The following is a 23,466-nucleotide window of genomic DNA, read 5'->3' as shown; positions in this document are numbered from 1 at the left end:
GTGACAGCGGTTCGGCAGAGCGGCCCGGCATGGTCGGGGCATGCACGAGAACACCGACGTACTGATCGCCGGAGCCGGCCCGACCGGGCTGACCCTCGCCGTGGACCTGGCCCGGCGGGGCGTCGCCTGCCGGATCGTCGAGCAGGCGGCCGAGCCCGCGGCCGGCTCCAAGGGCAAGGGCCTGCAGCCGCGGACGCTGGAGGTCTTCGACGACCTCGGCGTGATCGGCCCGATCCTGGCGGCGGCCACGCCCTACCCGCCGCTGCGGGTCAGGATGGGCAGGGTGCCGGTCTGGCAGGCCCGCATGCACAGGCCCGCCGAGGCCACGGACGCGGTGCCGTACCCGACGGTGCTGATGCATCCGCAGTGGCGCACCGAGGCGGTGCTGCGCGAGCGCCTGACCGAGCTGGGCGGGAAGGTGGAGCAGGGCGCCGCGCTGACCGGCTTCGAGCAGGACGCGGACGGGGTGACCGCCGGGCTCGGCACGGGCGAGACCGTGCGGGCGCGTTACCTGGTCGCGGCGGACGGCGGCAGAAGCCCGGTGCGCAAGGCCCTCGGCATCGGCTTCACCGGCGAGACCCGCGAGGAGCAGCGGATGGCCCTGGGCGACGTACGGGCCGAGGGGCTCGACCGGGACCACATCCACGTCTGGGTGCGTCCGGGCAAGGGAATGGTGGCGCTCTACCCGATGGCCGGCACCGACACCTTCCAGATGCTCGCCACGCTCAAGCCGGGCGAGACCCCCGAGCAGACGCTGCCCGGCTATCAGCGCCTGTTCGCGGAGCGGTCGATGCTGCGCCGGGTGCGCCTGACCGAGCTGCTGTGGTCCTCCCTCTACAGGGTCAACATCCGCCTCGCCGACCGCTACCGCTCCGGCCGGGTCCTCCTGGCCGGGGACGCCGTCCACGTGCATCCGCCGGCGGGCGGGCAGGGGCTCAACACCGGTGTCCAGGACGCCTACAACCTGGGCTGGAAGCTCGCTCGCGTGCTCGCCGACGCGCCGGAGACGCTGCTGGACACCTACGAGGAGGAACGCAGGCCCGTCGCCGCCCGGGTGCTCGGACTCAGCGCGGACCTCGCCGGCAAGAAGTCCTACAAACGCGACGAGGAGACCTACCAGCTCTCGCTGAGTTACCGGGGCGGCTCGCTCGCCCGGCGCGGCGGCGACCGGGTGCCCGACGGACCGCTCCCGCTGGCGGACGGGACGCGGGCCCGCGTGTTCGACCTGCTGCGGGGCCCGCACTTCACCCTGCTGTCCGCCGGTCCCGCCCCGCACGTCCCCGCCGGCCCCGAGGTGCGCGCGTACGAGGTCGCCGAGCCGTACGGCGGCGAGCGGTACACCCTCGTCCGGCCGGACGGGTATGTCGGGATCTCCACCTCCTCGGCGGACGAGCTCGCCGCCTATCTGGCCATGGTGTGAACTACGGGCGCTCGTCCGGGCGTACGGCGTGGGCGGGGTCGGGGTTCGGGACGCCGTCCGCGCCGAGATCGGCGCGGCGGGACTCGATCTGGCGCGGTCCCAGCTCGCTGTCCTCGACCGCCGCCCTGGCCTCGGCGGCGGCCCGCTCGGCCTCGGCGACGGCCTCGTCGCCCGCCGTCCGGCGCTCGTGCTCCCTGCCGTCGGTCACGGTGGCCCGGCTCGCGGGCAGCGACTCGGTGAACGCCCTCGACAACGTGTTGAGCGCCGAGGTGACCTCGCTCGGGATCACCCACATCGTGTTGCCCTGGCCCTGGGCGAGCTGCGGCAGCACCTGGAGGTACTGGTAGGCGAGCAGCTTGGGGTCGGGGTCGTTGCGGTGGACGGCCTGGAACACCTCGTCGATCGCCTGCGACTGACCCTGGGCCTTGAGGATCTGCGAGGTGCGCTCACCCTCGGCGCGCAGGATCGCGCTCTGCTTCTCGCCCTCGGCCGTGAGGATCTGCGACTGCCGCTGGCCCTCCGCCGTGAGGATCGCCGCGCGCTTGTCCCGCTCGGCGCGCATCTGCTTCTCCATGGCGTCCTTGATGGTCTTCGGCGGGTCGATCGCCTTGATCTCGACCCGGTTGACCCGGATGCCCCACTTTCCGGTGGCCTCGTCGAGCACGCCGCGCAGCTGGCTGTTGATCATGTCGCGCGAGGTGAGCGTCTTCTCCAGGTCCATGCCGCCGACCACGTTGCGCAGCGTCGTCACGGTGAGCTGCTCGACGCCCTGGATGAAGTTGGCGATCTCGTACTCCGCGGCCCGGGGATCGGTGACCTGGAAATACAGCACGGTGTCGATGTCCACGACGAGGTTGTCCTCGGTGATGACCGGCTGGGGCTTGAACGACACCACCTGCTCGCGCAGGTCCAGCAGCGGGCGGACCCGGTCGATGTACGGGATGACGAAGTTCAGGCCGGGCCCCAGCGTGCGGTAGTACCTGCCCAGGCGCTCGACGTTGCCGGCTCTGGCCTGGGGCACGATCCGGACCGCCCGCAGCACCGTCAGAATCGCGACGAACGCGATGACGAGTCCGGCGATCAATGCTCCGTCCATGATCACTCCCGGGGATAGACGAGGGCGGTGGCGCCCTCGATCTCTATGACGTCGACCGTGGCCCCTGGCGGGATCACGAGCGTTTCGTCGTACGCACGGGCCGACCACTCCTCCCCGCCGATGCGCACCCGGCCGTCCCTGCCCGTGACCTCCTTGGTCACGTACGCGGACTTGCCGATGAGCGCGGGCACGCCGAAGCGCTTCGGCGGCGGCTGCTTGAGGTGCCGGAGCGCGATCGGGCGCACCCCGGCGAGGCCGGCGGCGGAAGCGACGACGAACACGGCGAGCTGGATCGCCGGCGGCAGCCCGACGACCGCTGCCACGGTCGTGAGCAGGGCCGCGACGGACAGCAGTCCCAACGCCGCGGTCAGCGTGAAGATCTCCGCGACGCCCAGCACCGCTGCCAAGATGAGCCATACGATCCAGGAGTCCATTGCCGCCTCCATAGCAATGAACGAACACCGCTCGGGTCCGGTTCCTCCTCAAACCTAACGCGTACGACCGCGCTATCCCAGGGTGCGAGGTCCTTACGCCGGGGCCGCGGTGACGCGGAACTCGTTGCCCTCCGGGTCGGCCATCAGGATGTGGTCGTCGAAGGCCTCCAGGATCGTGCCGCCCGCGCGCACCAGCCGGGCGGCCTCCGCCCTGATCCGCTCCCACCGGTCGGCGGGCGAGCCCTCACCGGGCACGCGCACGTCGATGTGGAGCCGGTTGTCCGCCGTCCCGCGCTCGGGGACCCGGAAGATGGAGAGCCGGGGGCCGATCCCCTCGGGGTCGCAGAGCAGGGCCCCGTCGTCGTCGGCGCCGCCGGTGGGCAGGTCGAGCCGCGCGAACGACTCCTCGGCGGTGCCGTACCGGGAGGCCGGGATCTCGTCGACGTAGCCGAGCGCCGTCTTCCAGAACTCGGCGAGGAGCCGCGCGTTCTCACAATAGAGAGTCAGGTCGATCGTCACTGCTGCCATGACTCGACGGTAATGCAGACCGCTGACTCGAGTGCGGCCGCGTCTGTCAGGAGGCCGCGGAAGGGGTCGCCGCGGAAGGGGCCCGCGCGCCGTCGTGCCGCAGGGCGCTGCCCGCCAGCCATCGCGGCCAGGAGAGCTGCCAGAAGCCCCAGCCGTTGTTCCACTCCAGCTCGCGGGTCGTGCCCGTGACGATGACGGGGTCGCCGCGCAGCGCGTGCTCGTAGAACCAGCGCGCCTGGTCGGGGTGGACGTTCACACAGCCGTGGCTGACGTTGACCCGGCCCTGCGCCCACACGTTGTCCAGCGCGTGGACGTACTCGCCGCTGTTGGAGATCCGTACGGCGTAGTCGATGAGCTTGTCGTAGAAGCCGGGGTCGCCCTTGCGGCGGCCCGGGGACACCATGCGGACGGGGTGGCCCTTGTCCATCGTCAGGTGGATCCCGCTCGTGGTCGTGTACTCCCTCGTGGTCGCCATGCCGGCGCTGATCGGCACGCGCCGGGTCACCCTGCCGTCCTGCCGCACCACCATCTCGTGGGTGCGGGTGTCCACCGTGCTGACCATGGCCCGTCCCACGGTGAAGGCCACGCTCCGGTCGGCGGTGCCGTACGTGCCGGGGGCGGCGCGGACGCCGGCGAGATGGGCGGTCAGGCGCACGTCGCCGCCGGACGGCCACATCCTCCGGGGCCGGTAGGCGACCTGGGTGGAGCTCACCCAGTGCCAGGCGCCCTCGGCGGGGCCCCGGACCTCCAGCGCACGCTCGACCGCCGCCCGGTTCTCGACCGGCCCGGTGAACGTCACGATGATCGGCATGCCGACCCCGACGGTCTCGCCGTCGGAGGGGACGATCGAGGCGACGGCGAGCTCGCGGCGCGGGGTGAGCGTGCGGAACCGGCCCGCGACCTGGGCGGTGACGCCCTGGGGCCCGGTCGCGACGGCGTTGACGACGTACTGCGTGCCGGGACGCAACGTCCATGACGACCGCCACACGGTGCGGGCCGGGTCGAACGTGCCGGGCACGGGATCGCGCCCCGCGTACGCCAGCACGCTGGTCAGCCTGCCGCCCTTGGCGCTGACGACCAGGCCGGCCTCCGGCGGGACCGCCGCGGCGCCGGAGGCCGGGGCGATCACGATGCGCGGCGCGGGCGGCACGCGTACGGCGCAGCCCGCGAGAAGCGCCGGGGCGACCACGAGCAGCACCGCGAGCAGGGCGCGGGAGGCGGGAGGCAGGGTGCGTGGCTTCACGGGCACCCAACATAGCGAGGGGTGACGACAGGAACACGCTAAGTCGCCGGAAGGATCCTCCCCGAGACCTCGCCGAGGCTGATCCCGTGCGAGGTCCAGGCGGTGATCGTGACGGTGTCGCCGTCCTCCAGGAAGGTCCGGGTCTCGCCGGGCAGTTTGACCGGGTCCGCGCCGTTCCAGGTCAGCTCGATGAGCGAACCCGGCTGCCCGACCGACGAGACGGTGCCGCTGGCGAACAGGTCGCCGGTGCGCAGACGGGCGCCGTTGACGGTCATGTGGGCGAGCATCTGGTCGGGCGTCCAGTACATGTCGCGGAACGACGGCGTCGAGACCGTCTCGCCGTTCAGATCGACGCGCAGGGTGAGGTCGAGCCCCCAGGGCGCCTGCCTCGCGAGGTACGGCAGCGGCTCGGGCTCCTGCGACCGGCCCTCGACCCTGGCCTCCTCCAGGGCGTCGAGCGGCGTGATCCACGCCGACATCGAGGTGGCGAACGACTTGCCGAGGAACGGTCCGAGCGGGACGTACTCCCACGCCTGGATGTCGCGGGCGCTCCAGTCGTTGACGAGCGCCACCCCGAAGACGTGGTCCTCGAACGCGCCGGCGCGCTCGCCGAGGCGCGTCGGCACCCCGACGACGAAGCCGACCTCCGCCTCGATGTCGAGCCTCTGCGACGGCCCGAACGAGGGCCGCTGCCCGCACGGCCGTCTGATCGGCGTCCCCGAGACGACGACGGTGCCCGCCCGCCCGTGGTAGCCGACGGGCAGGTGCCGCCAGTTGGGCTTGAGCGGCTCGTCGTCCGGGCGGAAGATCCGCCCGAGGTTCGACGCGTGCTCGAGCGACGCGTAGAAGTCCACGTAGTCGGCCACCTCGACCGGCAGGTGCAGGGTCACCTCCGTCAGCGGGACCAGGTGGTCGCCGGTGGCCGCCGCCTCGCGGGCCCGCGCCCGCGTCTCCTGCCAGGCCGTACGGCCCAGGGCCAGCAGCGGGTTGAGGCTGGGCGCCGCGTAGACGTCCCCGCCGAGGGCGGCCGCCAGGTCGAGGACGTGGTCCCCGACCCGCACGCCGACCCTGCGCGGCTCCCCGGGCCGGGAGAACACGCCGTACGGCAGGTTGCCGAGCCCGAAGCTCATCTCGCCCACGTCCACGCGTAGTCGGTGTCCTCGGACGCGAGGGCGGCCGGGCCGAGGTCGAGCGGGCGGAACGTGTCGATCATGACGGCCATCTCCGTCGTCTCGGTGTGGCCCTTCCGCACGGCCTCGACGGCGGCCTCCACCGCGCCCGGCTGCGGGCCGTGCGTGAAGCCGGCCGGGTGCAGCGAGATCGAGCCGACGTCGATCCCCGATCCCTTCCTGGCGGTGTAGTCGCCGCCCACGTAGAACATGAACTCGTCGGAGTCCACGTTGTGGTGGTTGTACGGGATCGGCACGGCCTCCGGGTGGAAGTCCAGCGGCCGGGGGCAGAACGAGCAGACGACGAAGCCCGGGCCCTCGAACGTCTGGTGGACCGGCGGCGGCGCGTGGGTGCGCTTCACGATCGGCTCGAAGTCCTGGATGTTGAACGCGTAGGGGTAGAGGCACCCGTCCCAGCCCACGACGTCGAACGGATGGTGGGCGTAGGTCAGCCGGGTCAGCCCGCCCCGCGTCCTGACCAGGACCGGGACCTCCTCGCCGTCCACGAGCAGCGGCTCGGCCGGCGCGCGCAGGTCCCGCTCGCAGTAGGGCGCGTGCTCCAGGAACTGGCCGTACTGCGACAGGTAGCGCTTCGGCGGCCTGATGTGCCCGGCCGCCTCGACCACCAGCGCGGTCACCGGGCCCTCGGGCACCCATCGGTGGATCGTCCCGGTCGGGATCACGACGTAGTCGCCCTCGGCCACGTCCAGCGCGCCGTACGCCGACTCGAAGCGGGCCCGGCCGCTCGCGATGTAGACGCACTCGTCGCCCATCGAGTCGCGGTACAGCTCGCTGGGCGCGTCCGTCGCGGCGTACGAGATGCGGACGTCGGAGTTGCCCGCGAGCAGCATCCGCCCGGAGACGAGGTCGCCCTCCGGCCTCAGGTCCCGGGTGCGGAAATGGCGCGGGGAGAGCGGCATGTTGGGCGTGAGACCGGACGCTCCCGCGTCCACGGCCTCGGCCTTGACGATGGCCGTGGGCGCGTGGCGGTGATAGAGCAGTGAGGAGTCGGAGGAGAAGCCCTCCTCTCCCATGAGCTCCTCCTTGTACAGCCCGCCGTCGGGAGCGCGGAACTGCACGTGGCGCTTGCGCGGCACCTCCCCGACCACGCGGTAGTACGGCATGACACCTCCTATGTTCGTCCGTTAATCGGACGGCAGTGTCCTATATATGTACGACGATTCGCCATGCCGCCGGGAATGTCAAGCTGTGCGTCATGAGCACAGCGGAGATCCACCTGTCCGTCTCGACCTGGCGGCAGCCCACGCCGGCGCCCGGGTCCCCCGCGCGGACGGCGTTGGTCCGGCGGGTGGCGGAACGCGTGCTCGCTCTCGGGACGGGCCGCCTGCGCGTCGGCGTGGACGGGTTCACGGCGGCAGGGAAGACGAGCTTCGGGCACGAGCTCGCCGAGCACCTCGCCCGAGCGGGACGCCCCGTGCTGCGGGCGAGCCTCGACGACTTCAAGCGGCCGTGGCGTGACCGGCACCTGTACGACCGGGAGTCGGGCGAGGGGTACTACCGGAACGCCTACGACTACGACGCGGCGATCGCCCTGCTGCTCGAACCGGCGGGGCCGGGCGGTTCGGGGGACGTCGCGCTGTGCTCCATCGACCCGCTCACCCAGGTGGACCACTCGTCGGTGCGGACGACCGCCGCGCCCGGCGCGATCACGATCGTCGACGGGGTGTTCGCGTTCCGCCCGGAGATCGACGCGTACTGGGACCTGCGCGTCTGGATGGAGGTGACGCCGGAGACCTCGGTGCGGCGCGGGGCGGAACGCGACCAGGACTGGGCCGGGTCCGAGGCCGAGGCGCTGCACCTGCACCGTTATCTGCCCGCCGAGCGCCTCTACATCGCGGAGGCCGATCCGCTGGCGCGGGCCGACGTCATCGTGGACAACACGGTTTTCACCGAGCCGCGGCTGCTGAAGTGGTGAACGTCAGCGCGGGGGTTCGGACAGGGCGGTCGCGAGGCGTTCGGCGGCCTCCAGGACCAGCGGGCCCACCTTGTCCGCGTCGAGGTCGGCGAAGCTGACCACGCCGACGGACGCCTCCAGCCACGGCGGCCCGGGAACCGGCGCGGCGATGCCCTGCGCGCCCTCCTGGAGGTGTCCCCTGCTCGTGTGCACCGCCGGATCCGTACGGCCCCGGCGCAGCGCGAGCAGCGCCAGCCCGGCGGCGCCGCGCGTCAGCGGATGACGCGAGCCCTCGCGGTAGGCGACGTGGAGGTCGGTCCAGGACGGTTCGACCACCGCGACGGCCAGGCCCTCGTCGCCCTCGGCCACGGTCAGGTGCGCGGTCGCCCCCGCCTGCTCCGCGAGCGCGCGCAGCGCCGGCAGCGCCGCCGCCCGCAGGAGGGGATGCACGGCCTGGGCCAGCACGAGCACCCCGAAACCGAGATGCACGCGGCCCTGCGCGTCCCGCCGGGCGAAGCCCTCGGCCTGCAGGGTCGTCAGGAGCCGGTAGACGATCGGCCGGCTCAGGCCCAGCTCCTGGGCAAGCTCGGTCGGCGTGCGGCCCCGGTGCGCGTCGGCGAGCAGCCGCAACAGCCGTAAGCCACGTTCGAGCGTCTGCGCCGACTCGGCCGCCATCATGTCCCCGATTATCGCCGCCCCGGTGCGGCGGCAAGAAACCTACATTCGAAGTAGCCTACGTGCAATGTAGGTTTGGGCTATGGGCTTCGTGAACAGGGTCGAGGAACTTGCCGCCCTCGAGGACTGGTGGGCGCAGGCGTACCCGCGCCCCGCGCTGATCTGGGGCCGCAGGCGCGTCGGCAAGACCGCTCTGATTCGCCGCTTCGCCGAGGGGCGCAGGTTCGTCTTCTACACGGGTGCCGGCAGCGCCCCCGCCTTCGAGCTGGCACAGCTCTCCCGAGAGGTGGCCGCGGCCCTGCCCGGCGGGCTGCGGCAACTGGACGTCAATCCCTATCGGGACTGGTACGACGCATTCGAGCATCTGGCGGCTCAGGCCGAGCAGGAGCCTCTTCTGCTCGTTCTGGACGAGTTCCCCGAGCTGTCGGCCATGTCCCCGGATCTTCCCGGCATCATGCGCGGAGTGCTGGACCGCATCCAGGGGCGGACGAAACTGCGTATCCTGCTCAGCGGTTCGTCGGTGCGCGCGATGTGGGAGATGCAGGAGTACAGGGCGCCGCTCTACGGCCGGTTCGACCTCGCTCTCCAGCTTCACCCGTTCCGCCCGCATGAGGCCGCGCTGATGCTGCCGGAGTTGTCCGCGGAAGACCGGGCCATGGTGTACGGAATTGTGGGAGGCGTACCTCTCTACCTGTCTCTGTGGGACCAGAGCGAGTCCGTCGAATCCAACCTCCGCCGTCTCGCCATACGGCCTGCCGCCCCGCTCTACAACGAAGGACGGCTCATTCTCGCCACCGAACTCGGGTCGGGGCATCAGCCCGCGGCGGTGCTCGACGCCATCGCCTCGGGACGAACCCGCTTCCAGGAGATCGCCGACGCGGTCGGGACCGATCCCACCCGTACGCTCGAGCGGCTCATCGAACTCCGGCTGGTCGAACGCTTGATTCCGGTCACTGAGGATGAGAGGAAGTCAAAACGTAAGATCTACCGCATCAGCGACAACTTCCTTAGCTTTTATCTCGGGCCACTGATGCGTAACAGGTCGAGGATCGAGATCGGCCTGGGAGAGACCATCCTGCCGGTCATCCTGGAAGGACTGGACGATCACATGGGCGATCGTTACGAGGAGGCGTTCCGTGACCACCTGCGCCGGCGTGCGGCGGAGATCGACCCGCAGGTGGTCGCGGTCGGTCCCTGGTGGGAGGCCGACGGGCAGAACCAGATCGACGCCGTCGTCCTGCGTGGCCGGACGCGTGAGCCGGTGCTCGTTGGCGAGGCGAAGTGGGCCAGGTCGGTCTCGGCGCGCCGGCTCGTTGCGAAGCTGTCGGAGAAGGCCGCCCGGCTCGTGCCCGACCCCACGCGGCTGCGTTACGCGGTTTGCGCGCGAACCCAGGTGACGAACGCGGATCCCGGAGTGATGACGATCACGGCCGCGGACATCTTCTCGCCCTCGCCGGAAGCACTGGCCCGATGAAGTCGGCGATCGTGGTGGGGGCGGGGATCTGGGGGGCGTCGCTGGCGCTGCGACTGGCCGACGAGGGCTGGCGGGTGACGCTCGTCGAGCAGTACGCGCCGGGGCACGTGCGCCAGGCCAGCGCCGGGGAGACCCGCCTGCTGCGCTGCGCGCACGGCTCGGACGACTGGTACCCCCGGCTGGCCTGGCAAGCGCGCGACGCCTGGCGGCGACTGGAGGAGAGGACCGGCGAGGACCTGTACGTCGAGTCCGGTCTGATGTGGTTCGCCCGCGACCCCGACGGCTGGGAGACGCGCAGCGCCGGGGTCCTGGAGCGGCTGGACATCCCTCGCGAGCTGCTCGATCCTGACGAGGCGGCACGGCGGTTCCCCGGCCTGCGGGTCGACGACCTCGCCTTCGTGCTGTGGGAGCCGAACGCCGGACTGCTGCGGGCCCGGCGGGCGACGCAGGTGACCGCGCGCCTGGCCGGCGCCGCCGGTGTCCGGCAGGTCCGCGCCCGGGCCGTGCCGTACGCGCGGAAAGCGGGGGTCGTCGCGGACGGCGAGGTGCTGACGGCGGACCGGGTGGTGTGGGCGTGCGGCGCGTGGCTGCCGTGGCTGTTCCCGCACGAGGCGGGACACGTCCAGGTGACGCGGCAGGACACCTTCCACTTCGGCGTGCCCAGAGACTGGACCACGCCGCCGCTGCCCGCCTTCTGCGACTACGACCTGGCGGCGTACGGGCACGGCGACCTCGACGGCATGGGCATGAAGATCACCGGTGACGCCGAGGGCGAGCCGTACGACCCGGAGACCGGCGGCAGGCGGGTGCTGCGGCACACCGAGGAGCAGGCGCGCTCCTACCTGGCCAGGCGGTTCCCCTCGCTGGTGGGAGCGCCGGTGGTGTTCAGCCAGGTCTGCCAGTACGCGCTGACCGGGGACGCCGAGTGGATCATCGCGGAGATCGAGGACGGCGTCTGGCTGCTCGGCGGCGAGTCCGGGCACGGCTTCAAGCACGCCCCGGCCCTCGCCGGCTATGTCGCGGAGATCCTCGACGGCCGGCGGGAGCCGGACGCGCGGTTCGGCCTGCACGAGCGGCAGGCGGCCCGGGGCCTGCGCACCAGCGGCGGCACCATGCCGTAGGGAGGGCTAGCTAGCCGGGCGGGGTCTGCCGGGCCTGCCGGGCGCGCAGGACGATCTCCAGCTCGAACCGGACGTCGGGGTCGGCGAGCGCGTCGCCGTACAGCTGCTCGATCTGGCGCAGCCGGTAGTGCACGGTCTGCGGGTGGACGTGGAGCGCCGCGGCGACCTCGGCGACGCCCCGGCCGTGGCGCAGCCAGGCGAGCAGGGTTTCGGCCAGGCGGTCCTGCTGGGTCTGGCGCAGGTGCGCGAGGGGCGCGAGGCGCACCTCCGCCAGCGCGGCCACGAGATCCTCGTCCTTGAAGACGACCAGCGTCGCCATGTGGCCGGCGCAGCGCAGCAGGCCCTGCCGGGGGAGGACGCCCCGGGCGCCGAGGTCGAGGGCCTCCCTCGCCCAGCCGAGCGAGTTCGCGGCGGCGGCGATCGGCACCGCGGGACCTATCGCGGCCCGCCGGCCGCGCAGGGCGCTCTCCAGCGCCTGCACGCGTCCCGGGCCGCCGGGATCCGGCACCACGAGACACGGGCAGTCGCGGTCGAGCCCGGCCAGCACGTCCGGCGGCAGCACCGGCAGGGGAGGACCGCCGTCGGGTTCCTCCAGGGCCACTCCCGCGACCGTGCGGGGGAGCCGCCAGCCGGCCGCCCTGGCCAGGTCGGCGACGGCCTCCGCCGGGGCCGCGGGCCGGGTCAGCAGCAGGTCGAGCAGCCTCCGGCGGCGGCGCTCCATCTCGCCGGCGGCGTGCGCCCGCGCCTCGGCGAAGCCCTCCGCCGCGGCGTCGGCGAGCTGGTCGAGGTAGACGAAGATGGCCTCGCCCAGGTCGTACAGCGTCCGCGGGTCGAGGCCCAACTGCTCGGACTGCTCGGTGAGCCTCCGCCATGCCACCCGCGCGCCCAGCCGCATCGCGGTCTGGAAGGGCTCCAGGTCGCGCCCCTCGGCGGCCTCGCCCCTGCCGATCGTCCGGAAGACCTCGGGGTCCCACGGCGCCCGCGGGTTCTCGATGCGTTCGAGGAACCCCCGCAGCGCCTGGTTGACCGACAGCCGCAGGACCTTGATGTAGACCTCGTCCGCCGGGCGGGCGTATTCGGGCACCCGCCGCTGGATCTCCGCGATCATCCGGTCCGCGACGTCGCCCATCCGGGGACGCAGCAGTCTCGCGACGCCCGCGGGCACCGCGTCCCAGAACTCGTCGTCGCCCTTCAGCGTCCGCTCAACGCCCCGCTCAGTGCCTGCTCATTGCCGCTCAGCGCCGCTCAGTGCCCGCTGTGGCCGCTCAGCCAGGCGCCGAACTCCTCCAGGTCGATCAGGCCGTCGCGGTCGGCGTCGACCTTGTCGATCGCGCTCTGCGCGCCTTCCGGCGTGAGCGGCCGGCCGAGCACCTCCATCAGGCGTACGAGCTCCTCGGCGGAGATTCGTCCATCCCCATCGGCGTCGATAAGTTGAAAAGTCGCCGCATATTCGCTCATGCCGTCCTCCTCCGGGATCGCGATCAGCACACTAGCTGAAAGCACGCGCTGCCCCCAGAGAACGCGGCCAAGCGGCGGGAGCCGTTTCTGTCGGTGGCGTCTGCCAGCATGGCGGTCATGACGAGAAGCCTTCAGGGGAAGGTCGCACTGGTCGCGGGGGCGACCAGAGGCGCGGGCCGGGGCATCGCGGTCGAGCTGGGCGCCGCGGGGGCGACGGTCTACGTGACCGGCCGCACCACCCGTGAGCGGCGCTCGGAGATGAACCGGCCGGAGACGATCGAGGAGACGGCCGAGCTGGTCACCGCCGCCGGCGGGCGGGGCATCGCGGTGCCGGTCGACCACCTGGACCGCGAGCAGGTGCGGGGCCTCGTGGAGCGGATCGACGCCGAGCAGGGCGGTCTCGACGTGCTGGTCAACGACATCTGGGGCGGCGAGCTGCTGTTCAGCTGGAAGGACCGGCTCTGGGAGCACTCGCTCGACGACGGCCTGCGCATCCTGCGGCTGGCGATCGACACGCACATCATCACCAGCCACTACGCGCTGCCGCTGCTGATCCGCAAGCCGGGCGGCCTGGTGGTCGAGGTCACCGACGGCACGGCGGAGTACAACGCCGCCAACTACCGCGTCTCGTTCTTCTACGACCTCGCGAAGACGTCCGTGAACCGCATGGCGTTCGGCCAGGCGAAGGAGCTGGCGCCGCACGGCGCGACCGCGGTCTCGCTCACGCCGGGCTGGCTGCGTTCGGAGCTCATGCTGGAGCACTACGGGGTGACGGAGGCAAACTGGCGCGACGCGCTGGCCCAGCAGCCGCACTTCGCGATCTCCGAGACCCCGGCCTTCGTGGGCCGCGCGGTGGCGGCCCTGGCCGCCGACCCGGAGGCGAGCCGCTGGAACGGGCAGTCGCTGTCCAGCGGCCAACTGGCGCAGGTGTACGGCTTCACCGACGTGGACGGCAGCCGCCCGGACTGCTGGCGATACATGGTCGAGGTCCAGGACCGCGGCCTCCCCGCCGACGTCACCGGTTACCGCTGACACGGCGCCCCGCCGCCGCCGGGCGACATGCCCGACGGTCCGCCCGTCGCCGCGTCGGTCCGGCGCACTCCGCCGAGACCGCCGAGACCGACGGGACCGACGGGCGGCCGGGGCGGACGGGGACGGCCCGCGCGGTCGCGGCGCCCTCGCCGAATGATCCGAGCACTTCGGCGGCTCAGGTCCCTCCACCCCGGCCGGGAGCGGCCCGCCCGGCCGAGGTCAGAGGGACGCCACGCAGCCCGGCACCAGTGTGGAGTTGGCGGCGTTCCATGAGGCGATGAAGCCGAAGGTCGTGCTCGCGCCGGCACCTAGGGAGCCGTTCCAGCTCTCGTTCTTCACGGTCACGCTCGCCCCGCTCTGCGTGGCCTTGCCGCCCCACGCCTGGGTGACCTGCTGCCCGTCGGCGAAGGTCCAGGTCACGGTCCAGCCGCTGACGGGAGCGGTGCCCGTGTTCTTGACCGTGACCTCGCCCTGGAAGCCGCCGCCCCACTGGTTGGTGATCTTGTAGCTCGCGGCGCAGCCGGAGGGGCTGGGCCGCGCCGAGGGTGACGCCGACGGGCTCACACTGGGACTCACCTTGGGGCTGGGGCTGGGGGACCCGGGGCTCGGGGACGGCTGCGCACCGCCGAGCAGCGCCGACAGGGCGGGATACCACTTGTCCGCCATCTTCTGGTCGCCGCTCGCGTTGGGGTGGACGCCGTCGTAGGTGTCCGCGCTCGTGCTGAAGCCGGTCCACTGGTCGACGACCACGATCGGCGAGGCCGCCGTGGTCTTCGAGGCGGCCCAGCCCGGAATCGCGCTGTTCAGGGCGACGGCCCGCTGGGCGCATTCGGGGCAGGTGCTCGGGTTCATCGGGATGATCTGGGCGACGAGGATCCTCATGTTCGGGTTGCTCGCCCGCATCTGGTCCACGAGCTTGCCGTACGCCGCGAGGATCGTGGCGGTGGGCCTGTTGCTCCACACGTCGTTGGTGCCGAAGTGCATCATCACGATGTCGGGACGGGTCGCCGAGAGCCAGCCCGGAAGCTGGTTCTGGTCGGCGACGTTCGTGACGAGGAAGCCGCCGTGGCCTTCGTTGTCGCCGTCGTACGGCACCCCGCATCCCTGGGCGGGCAGGGTCCCCACCATGTCGACGTCGGTGAAGCCGCCGCTCTGCAGCTTGTTCCACAGCAGGGCCCGCCAGCAGCCGGGCGATCCGGTGATCGAGTCGCCCAGGGGCATGATCCGCACCGTGGCCGCCTCGGCGGGCCGGGCGACGAGCAGCCCGAGCACCAGGAGCAGGGCCGCCGTCACCACACTTCTCTTCGACATCGCGTCTCTCCCTCGTCCTGTCCGGCGCGATGGTAGAGAGCGGCCCGCCGCCCGGCCCAGAGCCGGCGCGGGGCATAAGCCCTGACCAGCGGGGATGCATGTACGTTTCATCCGATGAATTTGCGATCTCGGTGAGCGTCGCTTCCGGCACGCAGGGTCTCGCCCGGCGCGGGAATCCCGCCCCGCGCCGCCGGGGAACGGTGCCGTGTTCCCGTGCCCGGCGCGAGCGAATATGCTCGGGGTAACTTTCCGCACGTCACCGAGAGGATTCGGTCCCCATGTACAAGGAGTTCCTCGGCGAGGTCGTGGTGTGGCTGATCCCCATCGTCATCCTCGTGGGCATCGCGCTGCTGGTGACCAGCCACTCCTGACGACGCGTCGTGAAGAGGCCGGGCCGTGAAGGCCCGGCCTCTTCTGTTTGCGCTGGTCACAATGCGGCACTCGGCCCGCGGGAGGCAACAAAAGCCGCCCACGACTCAACTGGTCACTAATGCCTACAAAAGTATCACTAGGCCGGAATCTTGATCATTTCGACCGGATCATGTGATACTCCGCCAGTGATGTCCGGTGTGGCCGCTGGACGAGGCCCAGGCGAGGGGCGTCCGGCCACACGCGTATTGCGAGAGAGAGACGGCCGTGACCTCCGAGGCGATCAACATCCGTCGGCCCGTGAGGCCCCCCGCCCTTCCTTTACGGCGCACTCTCCGTCCGCTGCTGCGCGACCCGGTGAACGCGCTCGGGAGCTTCGCCAGGCAGACGCACGGCCAGGTCGTCCGATTGAGCCTCGGGCCGTTCCGTCCCTACCTGGTGAGTCACCCGGACCACGTGCAGCACGTACTGCGCCGTGACTGGGACAACCATCCGCGCGAGGGCATGCTCTGGAAGCCGGTGGAGCGACTGGCCGGCAGGAGCATCATCAGCGACGGGCCGGACTGGGAGTCCGCCCGGCGGGTCATGCAGCCCCTCTTCACCGCCAGATACGTCGCGGGCCTGACCCAGGACATGGCCGAGGCGATCGACGAGGGCATCACGGCGCTGGAGCCGTACGCGCGGGCGGGACGGTGGATCGACATCTGCGCGGAGATGGGCCGCCTCGTGAGCAAGACCGTCATCCGCGTCCTGTTCGGCAGCAAGATCTCGGTCGCCGACGCGGAACGACTCGGCCCCGCGTACGGGATCGCGGCCACCTCCTTCGCCTCGCGGCTGCTGCTGCCGTTCGCGCCGGAATGGGTTCCCATGCCGGGCGACCGGGCCTTCAGACGAGCGGTCAAGACGATCGACGAGGTCCTGATGCCGCTGGTCAGGCAGTCTCTGCGGGAGCCGGGCGACGGGAACGACATCATCTCGGCGCTCGCCCGCGCCCGCCGGGACGAGGACGGCCCTGAGGCGGAACGGCGGATCAGGGACGACCTCGTCAGCATCTACGGCGCGTCGGTGGAGACGACGGCGGTGTCGCTGACCTGGCTGTGGCCGGTCCTCCACGACCATCCCGAGGTCGCCGCCCGGCTGTACGAGGAGGTGGAGACCGTGGTCGGGCGCGGACCGGTGGACGCCGCGTGCCTGCCCCGGCTCACGTACATGAGGGCGGTGTTCGACGAACTGCTGCGGCTGTATCCGCCGGGCTGGATCCTGCCGCGCATGGCGGCGAGGCCGGGCCTGCTCGGCGACGTGCCGATCGAGGCCGGCGCCACGCTGCTGATCAGCCCCTTCGTCACCCATCGTCTCGAGGAGTTCTGGGACCGTCCCGAGGAGTTCGATCCGGAGCGGTTCGCCGAGGGCGCCCAGGAGCGCCGTCACCGGTACGCCTACTTCCCGTTCGGTGGCGGTCCCCACGTCTGCATCGGCCGGCATCTCTTCTACGCGGAGGCGCCGCTGATGGTGGCGGGCCTCCTGGCCCGCTTCCGTCCGCAGGTGCGTGCTCCCCGTCCGCTCACACTGTTCCCCGCCGCGTCGCTGCGCCCCAAGGAGCTCGTCGAGGTGCGCCTGGTCCCCGTCGGCGGGGGCGCCGCGGCATGACCTCGGCACGAAGCCGCGACGCCGCGCACCTGGCGGCAGCGGCCGCAAGTGGCAGGACCAGCGCTCTCGCGGCGCGCTGCCAGCGAGACCTGCAGGAGTGCGCGGCGGCCTTCCCCGAGCTGTTCGCCGCCAAGCCGTTCGACGCGACGCTGTTCGCCACGGTGTCCCTCGCCAACGCGTTCGGCTCTCCGTGGGCGACCGCGGAGCAGCTCAGGATCGCCAACCGCACGTCCTTGTGGATCTTCGCGGTCGACTGGCTGATCGACCATGAGGCCACCTCGCACGGAGAGATCGACGAGATCGTGCGGGGCTGCCTCGCGGTGGCCTACGGCCGCGAGCCGGTCCCGGGCACGCCGCTCACCCGGTTCCTGTCCGCCATCCGCGACGACCTCTCCGCGTCCCCGCTGTTCCCGGGCCTCCACGAGGCCTGGCGAGCCGAGCTCGAACGGATGCTCGGCGCGATGGCCCGCGAGTGGGAGTGGAAACAGGGCGGTGAGGCCGCGCTGCCGACGTTCGAGGAGTATCTCGGCAACGCCGACAACTTCGGCTCGACCCTGGTCAACGTCGGGCACTGGATCCACGCCGGAGATCCGCTCCTCGTCCCCCACCTGGACGGGCTGCTCCGGGCGAGCGGCATCGTCCAGCGCGTGCTGCGCCTGCTCAACGACGTCGCGACGTACGAGCGGGACGTCGCCTGGGGGGACCTGAACGCTCTCCTGCTGGGCGTGCCCCGGGACGAGGTGCTCGCGCGCGTCGCGGCCCTCACCGCCGAATGCCACGCCGTGCTCGGGCCGCTGCGGTCGGTCCGCCCGGACGAGTCGGCCTACCTCGAACGACAGATCGGCTACAGCACGGGTTTCTACGGGCTGGCGGACTACTGGGGCGAACTGTGAGCGTGAACGACCTTGCCCCGCAGGTGGCGGCCGACGTCCCCCGTGAGGCGCAGGACCTGGTGCTCGGGCTGATGTCGATGCCCTGGGGACAGGTGTCCCCGTCGATCTACGAGACCGGGCGCCTGGTGACCCTGGCCCCCTGGCTCACCGGACACGGCGAGCGCGTGCGCTGGCTGCTCGACAGCCAGCGGAGCGACGGCGGCTGGGGAGCCCCGGAAGGCTACGGGCTGGTGCCCGGCCTCAGCGCGACCGAGGCCCTCCTGTCCGTGCTGCGCCGGGGCGACGACCCCGGCGTGGGCGTGGAGACGCTGCGGCAGGCGGCGGCGCGCGGGCTGCGGCGCCTGTCGCGGTGTCTCAGCGACGCCCGGCTGTCGCTGCCCGACATGCCGGCGATCGAACTGATCATTCCGTCCCTGGTCACGCTCATCAACGAGCACCTCGCGGAGAACGGGATGAGCGATCCACTGACGCTGCCCGTGGGGATGAGCGCGGCGCCCCTGGAGGCGGTCCGCGCCTGGCTGGCGTCGGAGGCGGAGATCCCGCAGAAGCTCCTGCACGCGCTGGAGATCGCCGGTGACGCGGCCATCGGGGCGGCCGTGGTCCCCGTGACCGAGATCGGCACGGTCGGCGCCTCGCCGGCGGCGAGCGCGGCGTGGCTGGGAGACAGGGGTCCGAGCGAGCCCGCGCATCCGGTCCGCTGGCACCTGGAGGCCATCGTGCGCAGGCACGGCGGGCCGGTGCCGGTGGGCCTGCCGATCACCGTGTTCGAGCGCGGGTGGGTGCTGAGCTGGCTGGCCCGCGCCGGAATCCCGTTCGAGGTCCCTCCCGAGATGCTGGCGGACCTGCGGGCGGCCATCGGTCCCGTGGGCACTCCCGCGGGAGAGGGCCTGCCGCCCGACGCCGACACCACGTCCGTCGCGCTGTACGCTCTGGCGCTGCTCGGCATGCCGTACGAGCCGGACAGCCTGTGGGCCTTCGAGACGCCGACGCATTTCTGCACCTGGCAAGGGGAGGGGGGCTCCTCGGTCAGCGTGAACGCCCACGTGCTGGACGCCTTCGGCCAGTACGCGAGGGTACGGCCGGCGGAGGCGGCGCGGTACGCCCCGGCGATCGGCAAGCTGTCGGCCTGGCTGCGCGAACGACAGCGGGAGGACGGGAGCTGGGCCGACCGCTGGCATGCCTCGCCGTATTACGCGACCGTGTCGTGCTCCCTCGCGCTGCACGAGTTCGCCGGCCCCGGCGCGGCGCCGGCGGTGCGCGCCGCGGTCGACTGGGTGCTGGACACCCAGCGCGAGAACGGATCCTGGGGCAGGTGGTCCGGCACGGCGGAGGAGACGGCCTACGCCCTGCAGCTCCTGCTGTTCGCCGGAAGCGGGGAACGGGTGCGGGCCGCGGCGGCGCGTGGGTACGACTACCTGCTGAGGTCCGGTGACGTCGCCGAAGGGCCGCCGCTGTGGCACGACAAGGATCTCTACCGGCCCCTGGCGGTCGTCCGTGCGGCCGTCCTCGCCGCGAGCCACCTCGCACAGTCCAGATCACTTGGTGTGAGGCCCGTCGGTCAAGTATGATCTCGTCACGGAAAATCCGTCGAATTCGGAAAAGCGGACATTTACGCCGCTTTATTCTCGACTTGAGGGCTTTTCGGGGCCTTTGCTAAGGTGTCCGAGTTATAGCGCGGGTGTGGGGTGAGCAGCGCTTGCGGCCCATGACGTCGTGCGAGTGTTAATCGTCGCGAGAACCTCGCGTATCGCCGATTTCGCAAGGTGGTCTCATGCGCTTCCGCAATTCCAGGGTGCGGACCAAGGTGGCGGCGCTGCTGGTGTCCCTTGTCGCGCTCTGGGCGTTCGCCGCGTGGGTGACGCTTCGGGAGGGGCTCAACCTCGTCTGGGTCGCGGTGTACGACAAGGGGATCGCGCAGCCCAGCGAGACGCTGCTGGTGGAGTTGCAGCAGGAGCGGCGGCTCACAGCTGTGCTCCTGGCCCAGAACTCCTCCGCCGACCGCGCCGCCATGGCGGCCCAGCGCGCCCGCACCGACGCCGCGGCCGCCGATTTCCGCCGCCTCTCCAAGGGCGGTGACGTGCAGTTCGCCGCCGACGACGTGCTTCGGCGGCGCATCGACGAGATGATCCGTCAGCTGGACGGACTGCGCAAGAACCGCGGCCTCGTCGACGGCGGGCAGACGGACCGCGTCAAGGCGTTCGACAGCTACACCACCGTCATCGACTCCGTCTACCGCACGTACGACGCCCTCGCCACGCTGGACGACGACGCCGTCGCCGAGGACACGCGGGCGCTCATCGAGCTGAGCCAGGCGAGGGAGCTGCTGTCGGAGGAGGACGCCCTGCTCGCCGGCGCGCTGTCGGCGGGACGGCTGACGACTCAGGAACGCGCGCGCTTCTCCCAGATCGTCGGCGCGCAGCGCTTCCACCACAGCGAGGCCGTGCAGGCGCTGCCCGACGAAGACCGTGCCGTCTTCGGCCGCCTGGAGCGGAGCCAGACCTTCACCCGTCTGCGGGCGCTCGAAGAGACCGTCATGGAGAGCACGCGCCCGGGCGGCCTGCCGCCGATCGGCGCGGAGCAGTGGAGAACCGCGACCGAACCCGCCCTGGCGCAGCTCCAGAAGACGATCCTGGACGCCGGTGACCGCCTGGTCGAACGGACCACCCCGGTCGCCGTCGCGGTCGTCGCCCGCCTCCTGCTGGCCGGCGTGCTCGGACTCATCGCGGTCATCGCGTCGATCATCTTGTCGGTCACCACGGCCCGGGCGCTGGTGCGCCAGCTGGAGAAGCTGCGCGAGGCCGCGCTCGAACTGGCCAACGAGCGGCTGCCCGGAGTCGTCTCCCGCCTCGCCCAGGGTGAGAAGGTCGACGTCAAGGCGGAGGCGCCGCCGCTCGACTTCGGGCCCGACGTCATCGGCCAGGTGGGCGCGGCGTTCAACACCGTGCAGGAGACCGCGATCCGCACCGCCGTCGAGGAGGCCCAGCTCCGGCAGAGCATCCGCGACATCCTGCTCAGCCTCGCCCGGCGGACGCAGTCGCTCGTGCACCGTCAGCTCACGCTGCTCGACGTGATGGAGCGGCGCGAGTCGGACCCGGCCGAGCTGAAGGACCTGTTCCGCATCGACCACCTCGCCACCCGCATGCGGCGCAACGCGGAGAACCTCATCGTCCTGTCCGGGGCGTCCCCCGCCCGCGCGTGGCGGCGCTCGGTGCCGATGGTCGACGTCGTACGCGGCGCGCTGGCGGAGGTCGAGGACTACACCCGCGTCACCGTGATGCCGATGGGGGAGACCGCGCTCATCGGCCGCGCGGTGGGCGACGTCATCCACCTGCTCGCCGAGCTGATCGAGAACGCGGTGTCGTTCTCCCCGCCGTACACCATGGTGCAGGTGGGCGGCCAGGCGGTGGCCAGCGGGTACGCGATCGAGATCGAGGACCGCGGCCTCGGGATGAGCGCCGAGGACCTGGAGGCGACCAACCAGCGGATCGCCGACCCGCCCGAGTTCAACCTGTCGAGCACCGCCAGGCTCGGGCTGTACGTCGTCAGCCGTCTGGCCGAACGGCACGGCATCAAGGTGTCGCTCAAGGCGTCGCCTTACGGCGGCACGACCGCGGTCGTGCTGCTGCCGCGCGACCTCGTCATCGAGGGCGAGAACGTCGCGCCTGAGGAGGAGACCGGTCCCGGTCTCGGACGGCGGGAGCCCGCTGCTCGGAAGATCGCGCTGGTGGGCGTGCCCGACGCGGTTCCCGAACCAGTGCAGGAGGTGGTTCCCGTGCCGAGGGCTCCCGAGCCGCCCAGGCCCGTGCCGAGCGCCCCACCCTCCGGCGGTGCCGAGCCGGACAGGCTCGCGTCCACGGGCGGGTTCACCCCGTCGGGGCTGCCGTTCCGGGTGCCGCAGGCCAACCTCGCTCCCGCGCTCGCCGAGGAGCCGAGGCGCGAGGCCACGGCGGACGACGAGGACCGGTCGCCCGAGGACATCCGCAAGATCATGGGCTCGTTCCAGTCGGGAACGAGGCGCGGCAGATCCGAAGCCGCGAAGCTGCTCGGCGAAGAGGAGGACAACCTGTGACGCAGAAGACCGGGCCCTCCGCGGACCTCGCGTGGCTGCTCGACGACCTCGTCGCACGGATCCGCGAGGTGGAGCACGGCATCGTGCTGTCCACCGACGGCCTGCTGCTGGCGGGCTCGCAAGGTCTGGGCGTGGAGGACGCCGAACACCTGTCCGCCGTCGCCTCCGGCCTGCAGAGCCTCGCACGCGGTGTCGGCGAGCGCTTCCAGGGCGGGCCCGTCCGGCAGACCATCGTGGAGATGAAGTCGGCCTACCTGCTCGTGACCGTGGCGGGCAAGGGCGCCTGCCTGGCCGTGCTCTGCACGGGAGACGCCGACGTCGGCCTGGTGGCCTACGAGATGGCCATGCTCGTCGCGCGCGTCGGGCAGTACCTCACCTCGCCCGCCCGCACCACGACGGGGAGCGAGGTCCACCTGTGAACGCCGGAGGGTTCCCGGACGAGGAGCGCCTACTCGACGCGCCGACCATCCGGCCGTACGTGATCGCACGCGGCCGTACGGAGGCCCAGGACCGCTTCGACCTCATCTCGCTGGCGGTGACGATCCGGCCCACCACGGGGACGGAGGTCGGGCTGGACCCCGAGCACCAGGCGATCGTGCGGCTGTGCCGCAGGCCGCTGTCGGTCGCGGAGATCGCGGCCCATCTGGACCTGCCGGCCGGGATCGTCCGGGTCCTCCTCGGGGACCTGTTCGACCGGGGTTTCTTGGCCGTGCAGCAGCCCCAACCGGAGACGGACGTGCTCGACGAGCGAATGTACAAGGCGGTGCTCGATGGCCTTCGGGCGCTCTGATTCGCCGCAGCCCCCCCCGAAGATGCCCACGGCGATCAAGTTGCTGATCGCAGGGGGTTTCGGGGTGGGCAAGACGACGATGGTCGGCGCGGTGTCGGAGATCCGGCCGCTGCGCACGGAGGAGACGCTGACCGACCGCAGCGTCGGCGTGGACGACCTGTCCGGGGTCGAGGCGAAGACCACCACCACGGTGGCCATGGACTTCGGCCGGATCAGCATCGGGCAGGACTTCGTCCTCTATCTCTTCGGCACCCCCGGCCAGGAGCGCTTCTGGTTCGTCTGGGACGAGCTCGCCCGGGGGGCGCTCGGCGCGGTCGTGCTGGCGGACACTCGCAGGCTCGCCGACTGCTTCCCCTCCGTCGACTACTTCGAGCGCCGCGGCACGCCCTTCGTCGTCGCGGTCAACTGCTTCGAGGGCGCTCCGGTCTTCGACCTGGACGAGGTCAAGCTCGCCCTCAACCTCGGCCAGGACGTCCCGATCATGCTGTGCGACGCGCGCAAGCGGGAATCGGGCAAGGAAGTCCTGATCGAGCTCGTCAAGCACGCCTACGGAAAGCGTCCCACAGCCACCGCCCGCTGACGTTTTTCGTCGTATCCGCACCCGGCAGCGTCGGGTTCCTCTGCGTGCATGGCTTATGTCTGCTGTGCGCGAGTTTACGTTTCGTGGCGAGCGGTGTTTTCGTACACGCCTCCGCGTGCCGGCCCTTCCCCTGCCGGGCGCCGCTACGGTTTCGGCTGTCCGTTAATACTGCCCGATTGCTACCTATTCATCCCTTTTGGGCATCGTAGGCCGATCGCTTTGTCCTTCGCCGTCGACCATGC

At 71.6% G+C, this 23,466-nt stretch carries 22 protein-coding genes; 12 read left to right on the top strand and 10 right to left on the bottom strand.

Annotation, left to right across the window (positions count from 1 at the left end):
• Window positions 1-40 precede the first annotated feature (40 nt).
• A complete protein-coding gene (locus ACWEQG_RS16970) occupies window positions 41-1,420 on the top strand; it encodes an FAD-dependent monooxygenase (protein ID WP_452285637.1) in 1,380 nt (459 codons plus the stop codon).
• Window position 1,421: 1 nt separating this feature from the next.
• On the opposite strand, the gene ACWEQG_RS16965 is transcribed toward ACWEQG_RS16970, so the two are convergent.
• From ACWEQG_RS16965 to ACWEQG_RS16940, 6 genes are all read right to left on the bottom strand, one after another.
• Window positions 1,422-2,516, bottom strand: a complete 1,095-nt coding sequence (locus ACWEQG_RS16965; RefSeq protein ID WP_452285635.1) for an SPFH domain-containing protein — start codon at window positions 2,514-2,516, stop codon at window positions 1,422-1,424.
• A gap of 2 nt (window positions 2,517-2,518) precedes the next feature.
• Window positions 2,519-2,950, bottom strand: a complete 432-nt coding sequence (locus tag ACWEQG_RS16960) for an NfeD family protein (RefSeq protein WP_363461592.1) — start codon at window positions 2,948-2,950, stop codon at window positions 2,519-2,521.
• Window positions 2,951-3,043: 93 nt separating this feature from the next.
• Complete coding sequence (locus ACWEQG_RS16955) at window positions 3,044-3,478, bottom strand: VOC family protein (RefSeq protein WP_452285633.1); 435 nt, start codon at window positions 3,476-3,478, stop codon at window positions 3,044-3,046.
• Window positions 3,479-3,524: 46 nt separating this feature from the next.
• Entirely contained in the window at window positions 3,525-4,721 is a 1,197-nt protein-coding gene (locus ACWEQG_RS16950) for an Ig-like domain-containing protein (protein WP_452285631.1), read from the bottom strand.
• 38 nt (window positions 4,722-4,759) lie between these two features.
• Entirely contained in the window at window positions 4,760-5,851 is a 1,092-nt protein-coding gene (gene fahA / locus ACWEQG_RS16945; protein WP_452285785.1) for a fumarylacetoacetase, read from the bottom strand.
• Complete coding sequence (locus ACWEQG_RS16940) at window positions 5,848-7,014, bottom strand: homogentisate 1,2-dioxygenase domain-containing protein (RefSeq protein WP_452285629.1); 1,167 nt, start codon at window positions 7,012-7,014, stop codon at window positions 5,848-5,850. Before ACWEQG_RS16940 ends, fahA begins: the two co-directional genes overlap by 4 nt.
• Before the next feature lie 92 nt (window positions 7,015-7,106).
• Between ACWEQG_RS16940 and ACWEQG_RS16935 the strand changes: the two genes are divergently transcribed.
• A complete protein-coding gene (locus ACWEQG_RS16935) occupies window positions 7,107-7,826 on the top strand; it encodes a uridine kinase (RefSeq protein ID WP_452285627.1) in 720 nt (239 codons plus the stop codon).
• Window positions 7,827-7,829: 3 nt separating this feature from the next.
• Here the strand turns inward: ACWEQG_RS16935 and ACWEQG_RS16930 are convergent, their stop codons facing one another.
• Entirely contained in the window at window positions 7,830-8,483 is a 654-nt protein-coding gene (locus tag ACWEQG_RS16930) for a helix-turn-helix domain-containing protein (RefSeq protein WP_452285625.1), read from the bottom strand.
• 79 nt (window positions 8,484-8,562) lie between these two features.
• Here ACWEQG_RS16930 and ACWEQG_RS16925 point away from each other — a divergent pair, with 79 nt between their 5' ends.
• Both ACWEQG_RS16925 and ACWEQG_RS16920 read left to right on the top strand, forming a co-directional pair.
• On the top strand, window positions 8,563-9,954 hold the full coding sequence (locus tag ACWEQG_RS16925; RefSeq protein ID WP_452285623.1) for an ATP-binding protein: 1,392 nt from the start codon (window positions 8,563-8,565) through the stop codon (window positions 9,952-9,954).
• Complete coding sequence (locus tag ACWEQG_RS16920) at window positions 9,951-11,075, top strand: NAD(P)/FAD-dependent oxidoreductase (RefSeq protein ID WP_452285621.1); 1,125 nt, start codon at window positions 9,951-9,953, stop codon at window positions 11,073-11,075. The genes ACWEQG_RS16925 and ACWEQG_RS16920 overlap by 4 nt, the downstream gene beginning before the upstream one ends.
• A 10-nt stretch (window positions 11,076-11,085) precedes the next feature.
• On the opposite strand, the gene ACWEQG_RS16915 is transcribed toward ACWEQG_RS16920, so the two are convergent.
• Complete coding sequence (locus ACWEQG_RS16915; protein WP_452285619.1) at window positions 11,086-12,204, bottom strand: PucR family transcriptional regulator; 1,119 nt, start codon at window positions 12,202-12,204, stop codon at window positions 11,086-11,088.
• 116 nt (window positions 12,205-12,320) lie between these two features.
• Window positions 12,321-12,563: an EF-hand domain-containing protein gene (locus ACWEQG_RS16910; RefSeq protein WP_363461576.1), complete on the bottom strand. Its 243-nt coding sequence runs from the start codon at window positions 12,561-12,563 to the stop codon at window positions 12,321-12,323.
• Window positions 12,564-12,650: 87 nt separating this feature from the next.
• Between ACWEQG_RS16910 and ACWEQG_RS16905 the strand changes: the two genes are divergently transcribed.
• Entirely contained in the window at window positions 12,651-13,565 is a 915-nt protein-coding gene (locus tag ACWEQG_RS16905) for an SDR family oxidoreductase (RefSeq protein ID WP_452285617.1), read from the top strand.
• A gap of 219 nt (window positions 13,566-13,784) precedes the next feature.
• Here the strand turns inward: ACWEQG_RS16905 and ACWEQG_RS16900 are convergent, their stop codons facing one another.
• Window positions 13,785-14,876, bottom strand: coding sequence for a cellulose binding domain-containing protein (locus ACWEQG_RS16900; RefSeq protein WP_452285615.1), 1,092 nt, complete (start codon window positions 14,874-14,876; stop codon window positions 13,785-13,787).
• A 726-nt stretch (window positions 14,877-15,602) separates the two neighbouring features.
• Between ACWEQG_RS16900 and ACWEQG_RS16895 the strand changes: the two genes are divergently transcribed.
• From ACWEQG_RS16895 to ACWEQG_RS16865, 7 genes are all read left to right on the top strand, one after another.
• Window positions 15,603-16,892, top strand: coding sequence for a cytochrome P450 (locus tag ACWEQG_RS16895; RefSeq protein ID WP_452285613.1), 1,290 nt, complete (start codon window positions 15,603-15,605; stop codon window positions 16,890-16,892).
• On the top strand, window positions 16,889-17,785 hold the full coding sequence (locus ACWEQG_RS16890) for a terpene synthase family protein (protein ID WP_452285611.1): 897 nt from the start codon (window positions 16,889-16,891) through the stop codon (window positions 17,783-17,785). The genes ACWEQG_RS16895 and ACWEQG_RS16890 overlap by 4 nt, the downstream gene beginning before the upstream one ends.
• A 2-nt stretch (window positions 17,786-17,787) precedes the next feature.
• On the top strand, window positions 17,788-19,353 hold the full coding sequence (locus tag ACWEQG_RS16885) for a prenyltransferase/squalene oxidase repeat-containing protein (RefSeq protein WP_452285609.1): 1,566 nt from the start codon (window positions 17,788-17,790) through the stop codon (window positions 19,351-19,353).
• A gap of 203 nt (window positions 19,354-19,556) precedes the next feature.
• Window positions 19,557-21,854, top strand: coding sequence for a nitrate- and nitrite sensing domain-containing protein (locus ACWEQG_RS16880; protein WP_452285607.1), 2,298 nt, complete (start codon window positions 19,557-19,559; stop codon window positions 21,852-21,854).
• On the top strand, window positions 21,851-22,273 hold the full coding sequence (locus ACWEQG_RS16875; protein WP_363461562.1) for a roadblock/LC7 domain-containing protein: 423 nt from the start codon (window positions 21,851-21,853) through the stop codon (window positions 22,271-22,273). The genes ACWEQG_RS16880 and ACWEQG_RS16875 overlap by 4 nt, the downstream gene beginning before the upstream one ends.
• Window positions 22,270-22,644, top strand: coding sequence for a DUF742 domain-containing protein (locus ACWEQG_RS16870; protein WP_452285605.1), 375 nt, complete (start codon window positions 22,270-22,272; stop codon window positions 22,642-22,644). The genes ACWEQG_RS16875 and ACWEQG_RS16870 overlap by 4 nt, the downstream gene beginning before the upstream one ends.
• Window positions 22,625-23,224, top strand: a complete 600-nt coding sequence (locus ACWEQG_RS16865; protein WP_452285603.1) for a GTP-binding protein — start codon at window positions 22,625-22,627, stop codon at window positions 23,222-23,224. Before ACWEQG_RS16870 ends, ACWEQG_RS16865 begins: the two co-directional genes overlap by 20 nt.
• Window positions 23,225-23,466: the final 242 nt, after the last annotated feature.

The sequence above is a fragment of the Microbispora sp. NPDC004025 genome, assembly GCF_053604425.1.
The sequence above is the reverse complement of the archived record's forward strand: the minus strand, read 5'-3'. Positions and strand labels throughout refer to the sequence as shown.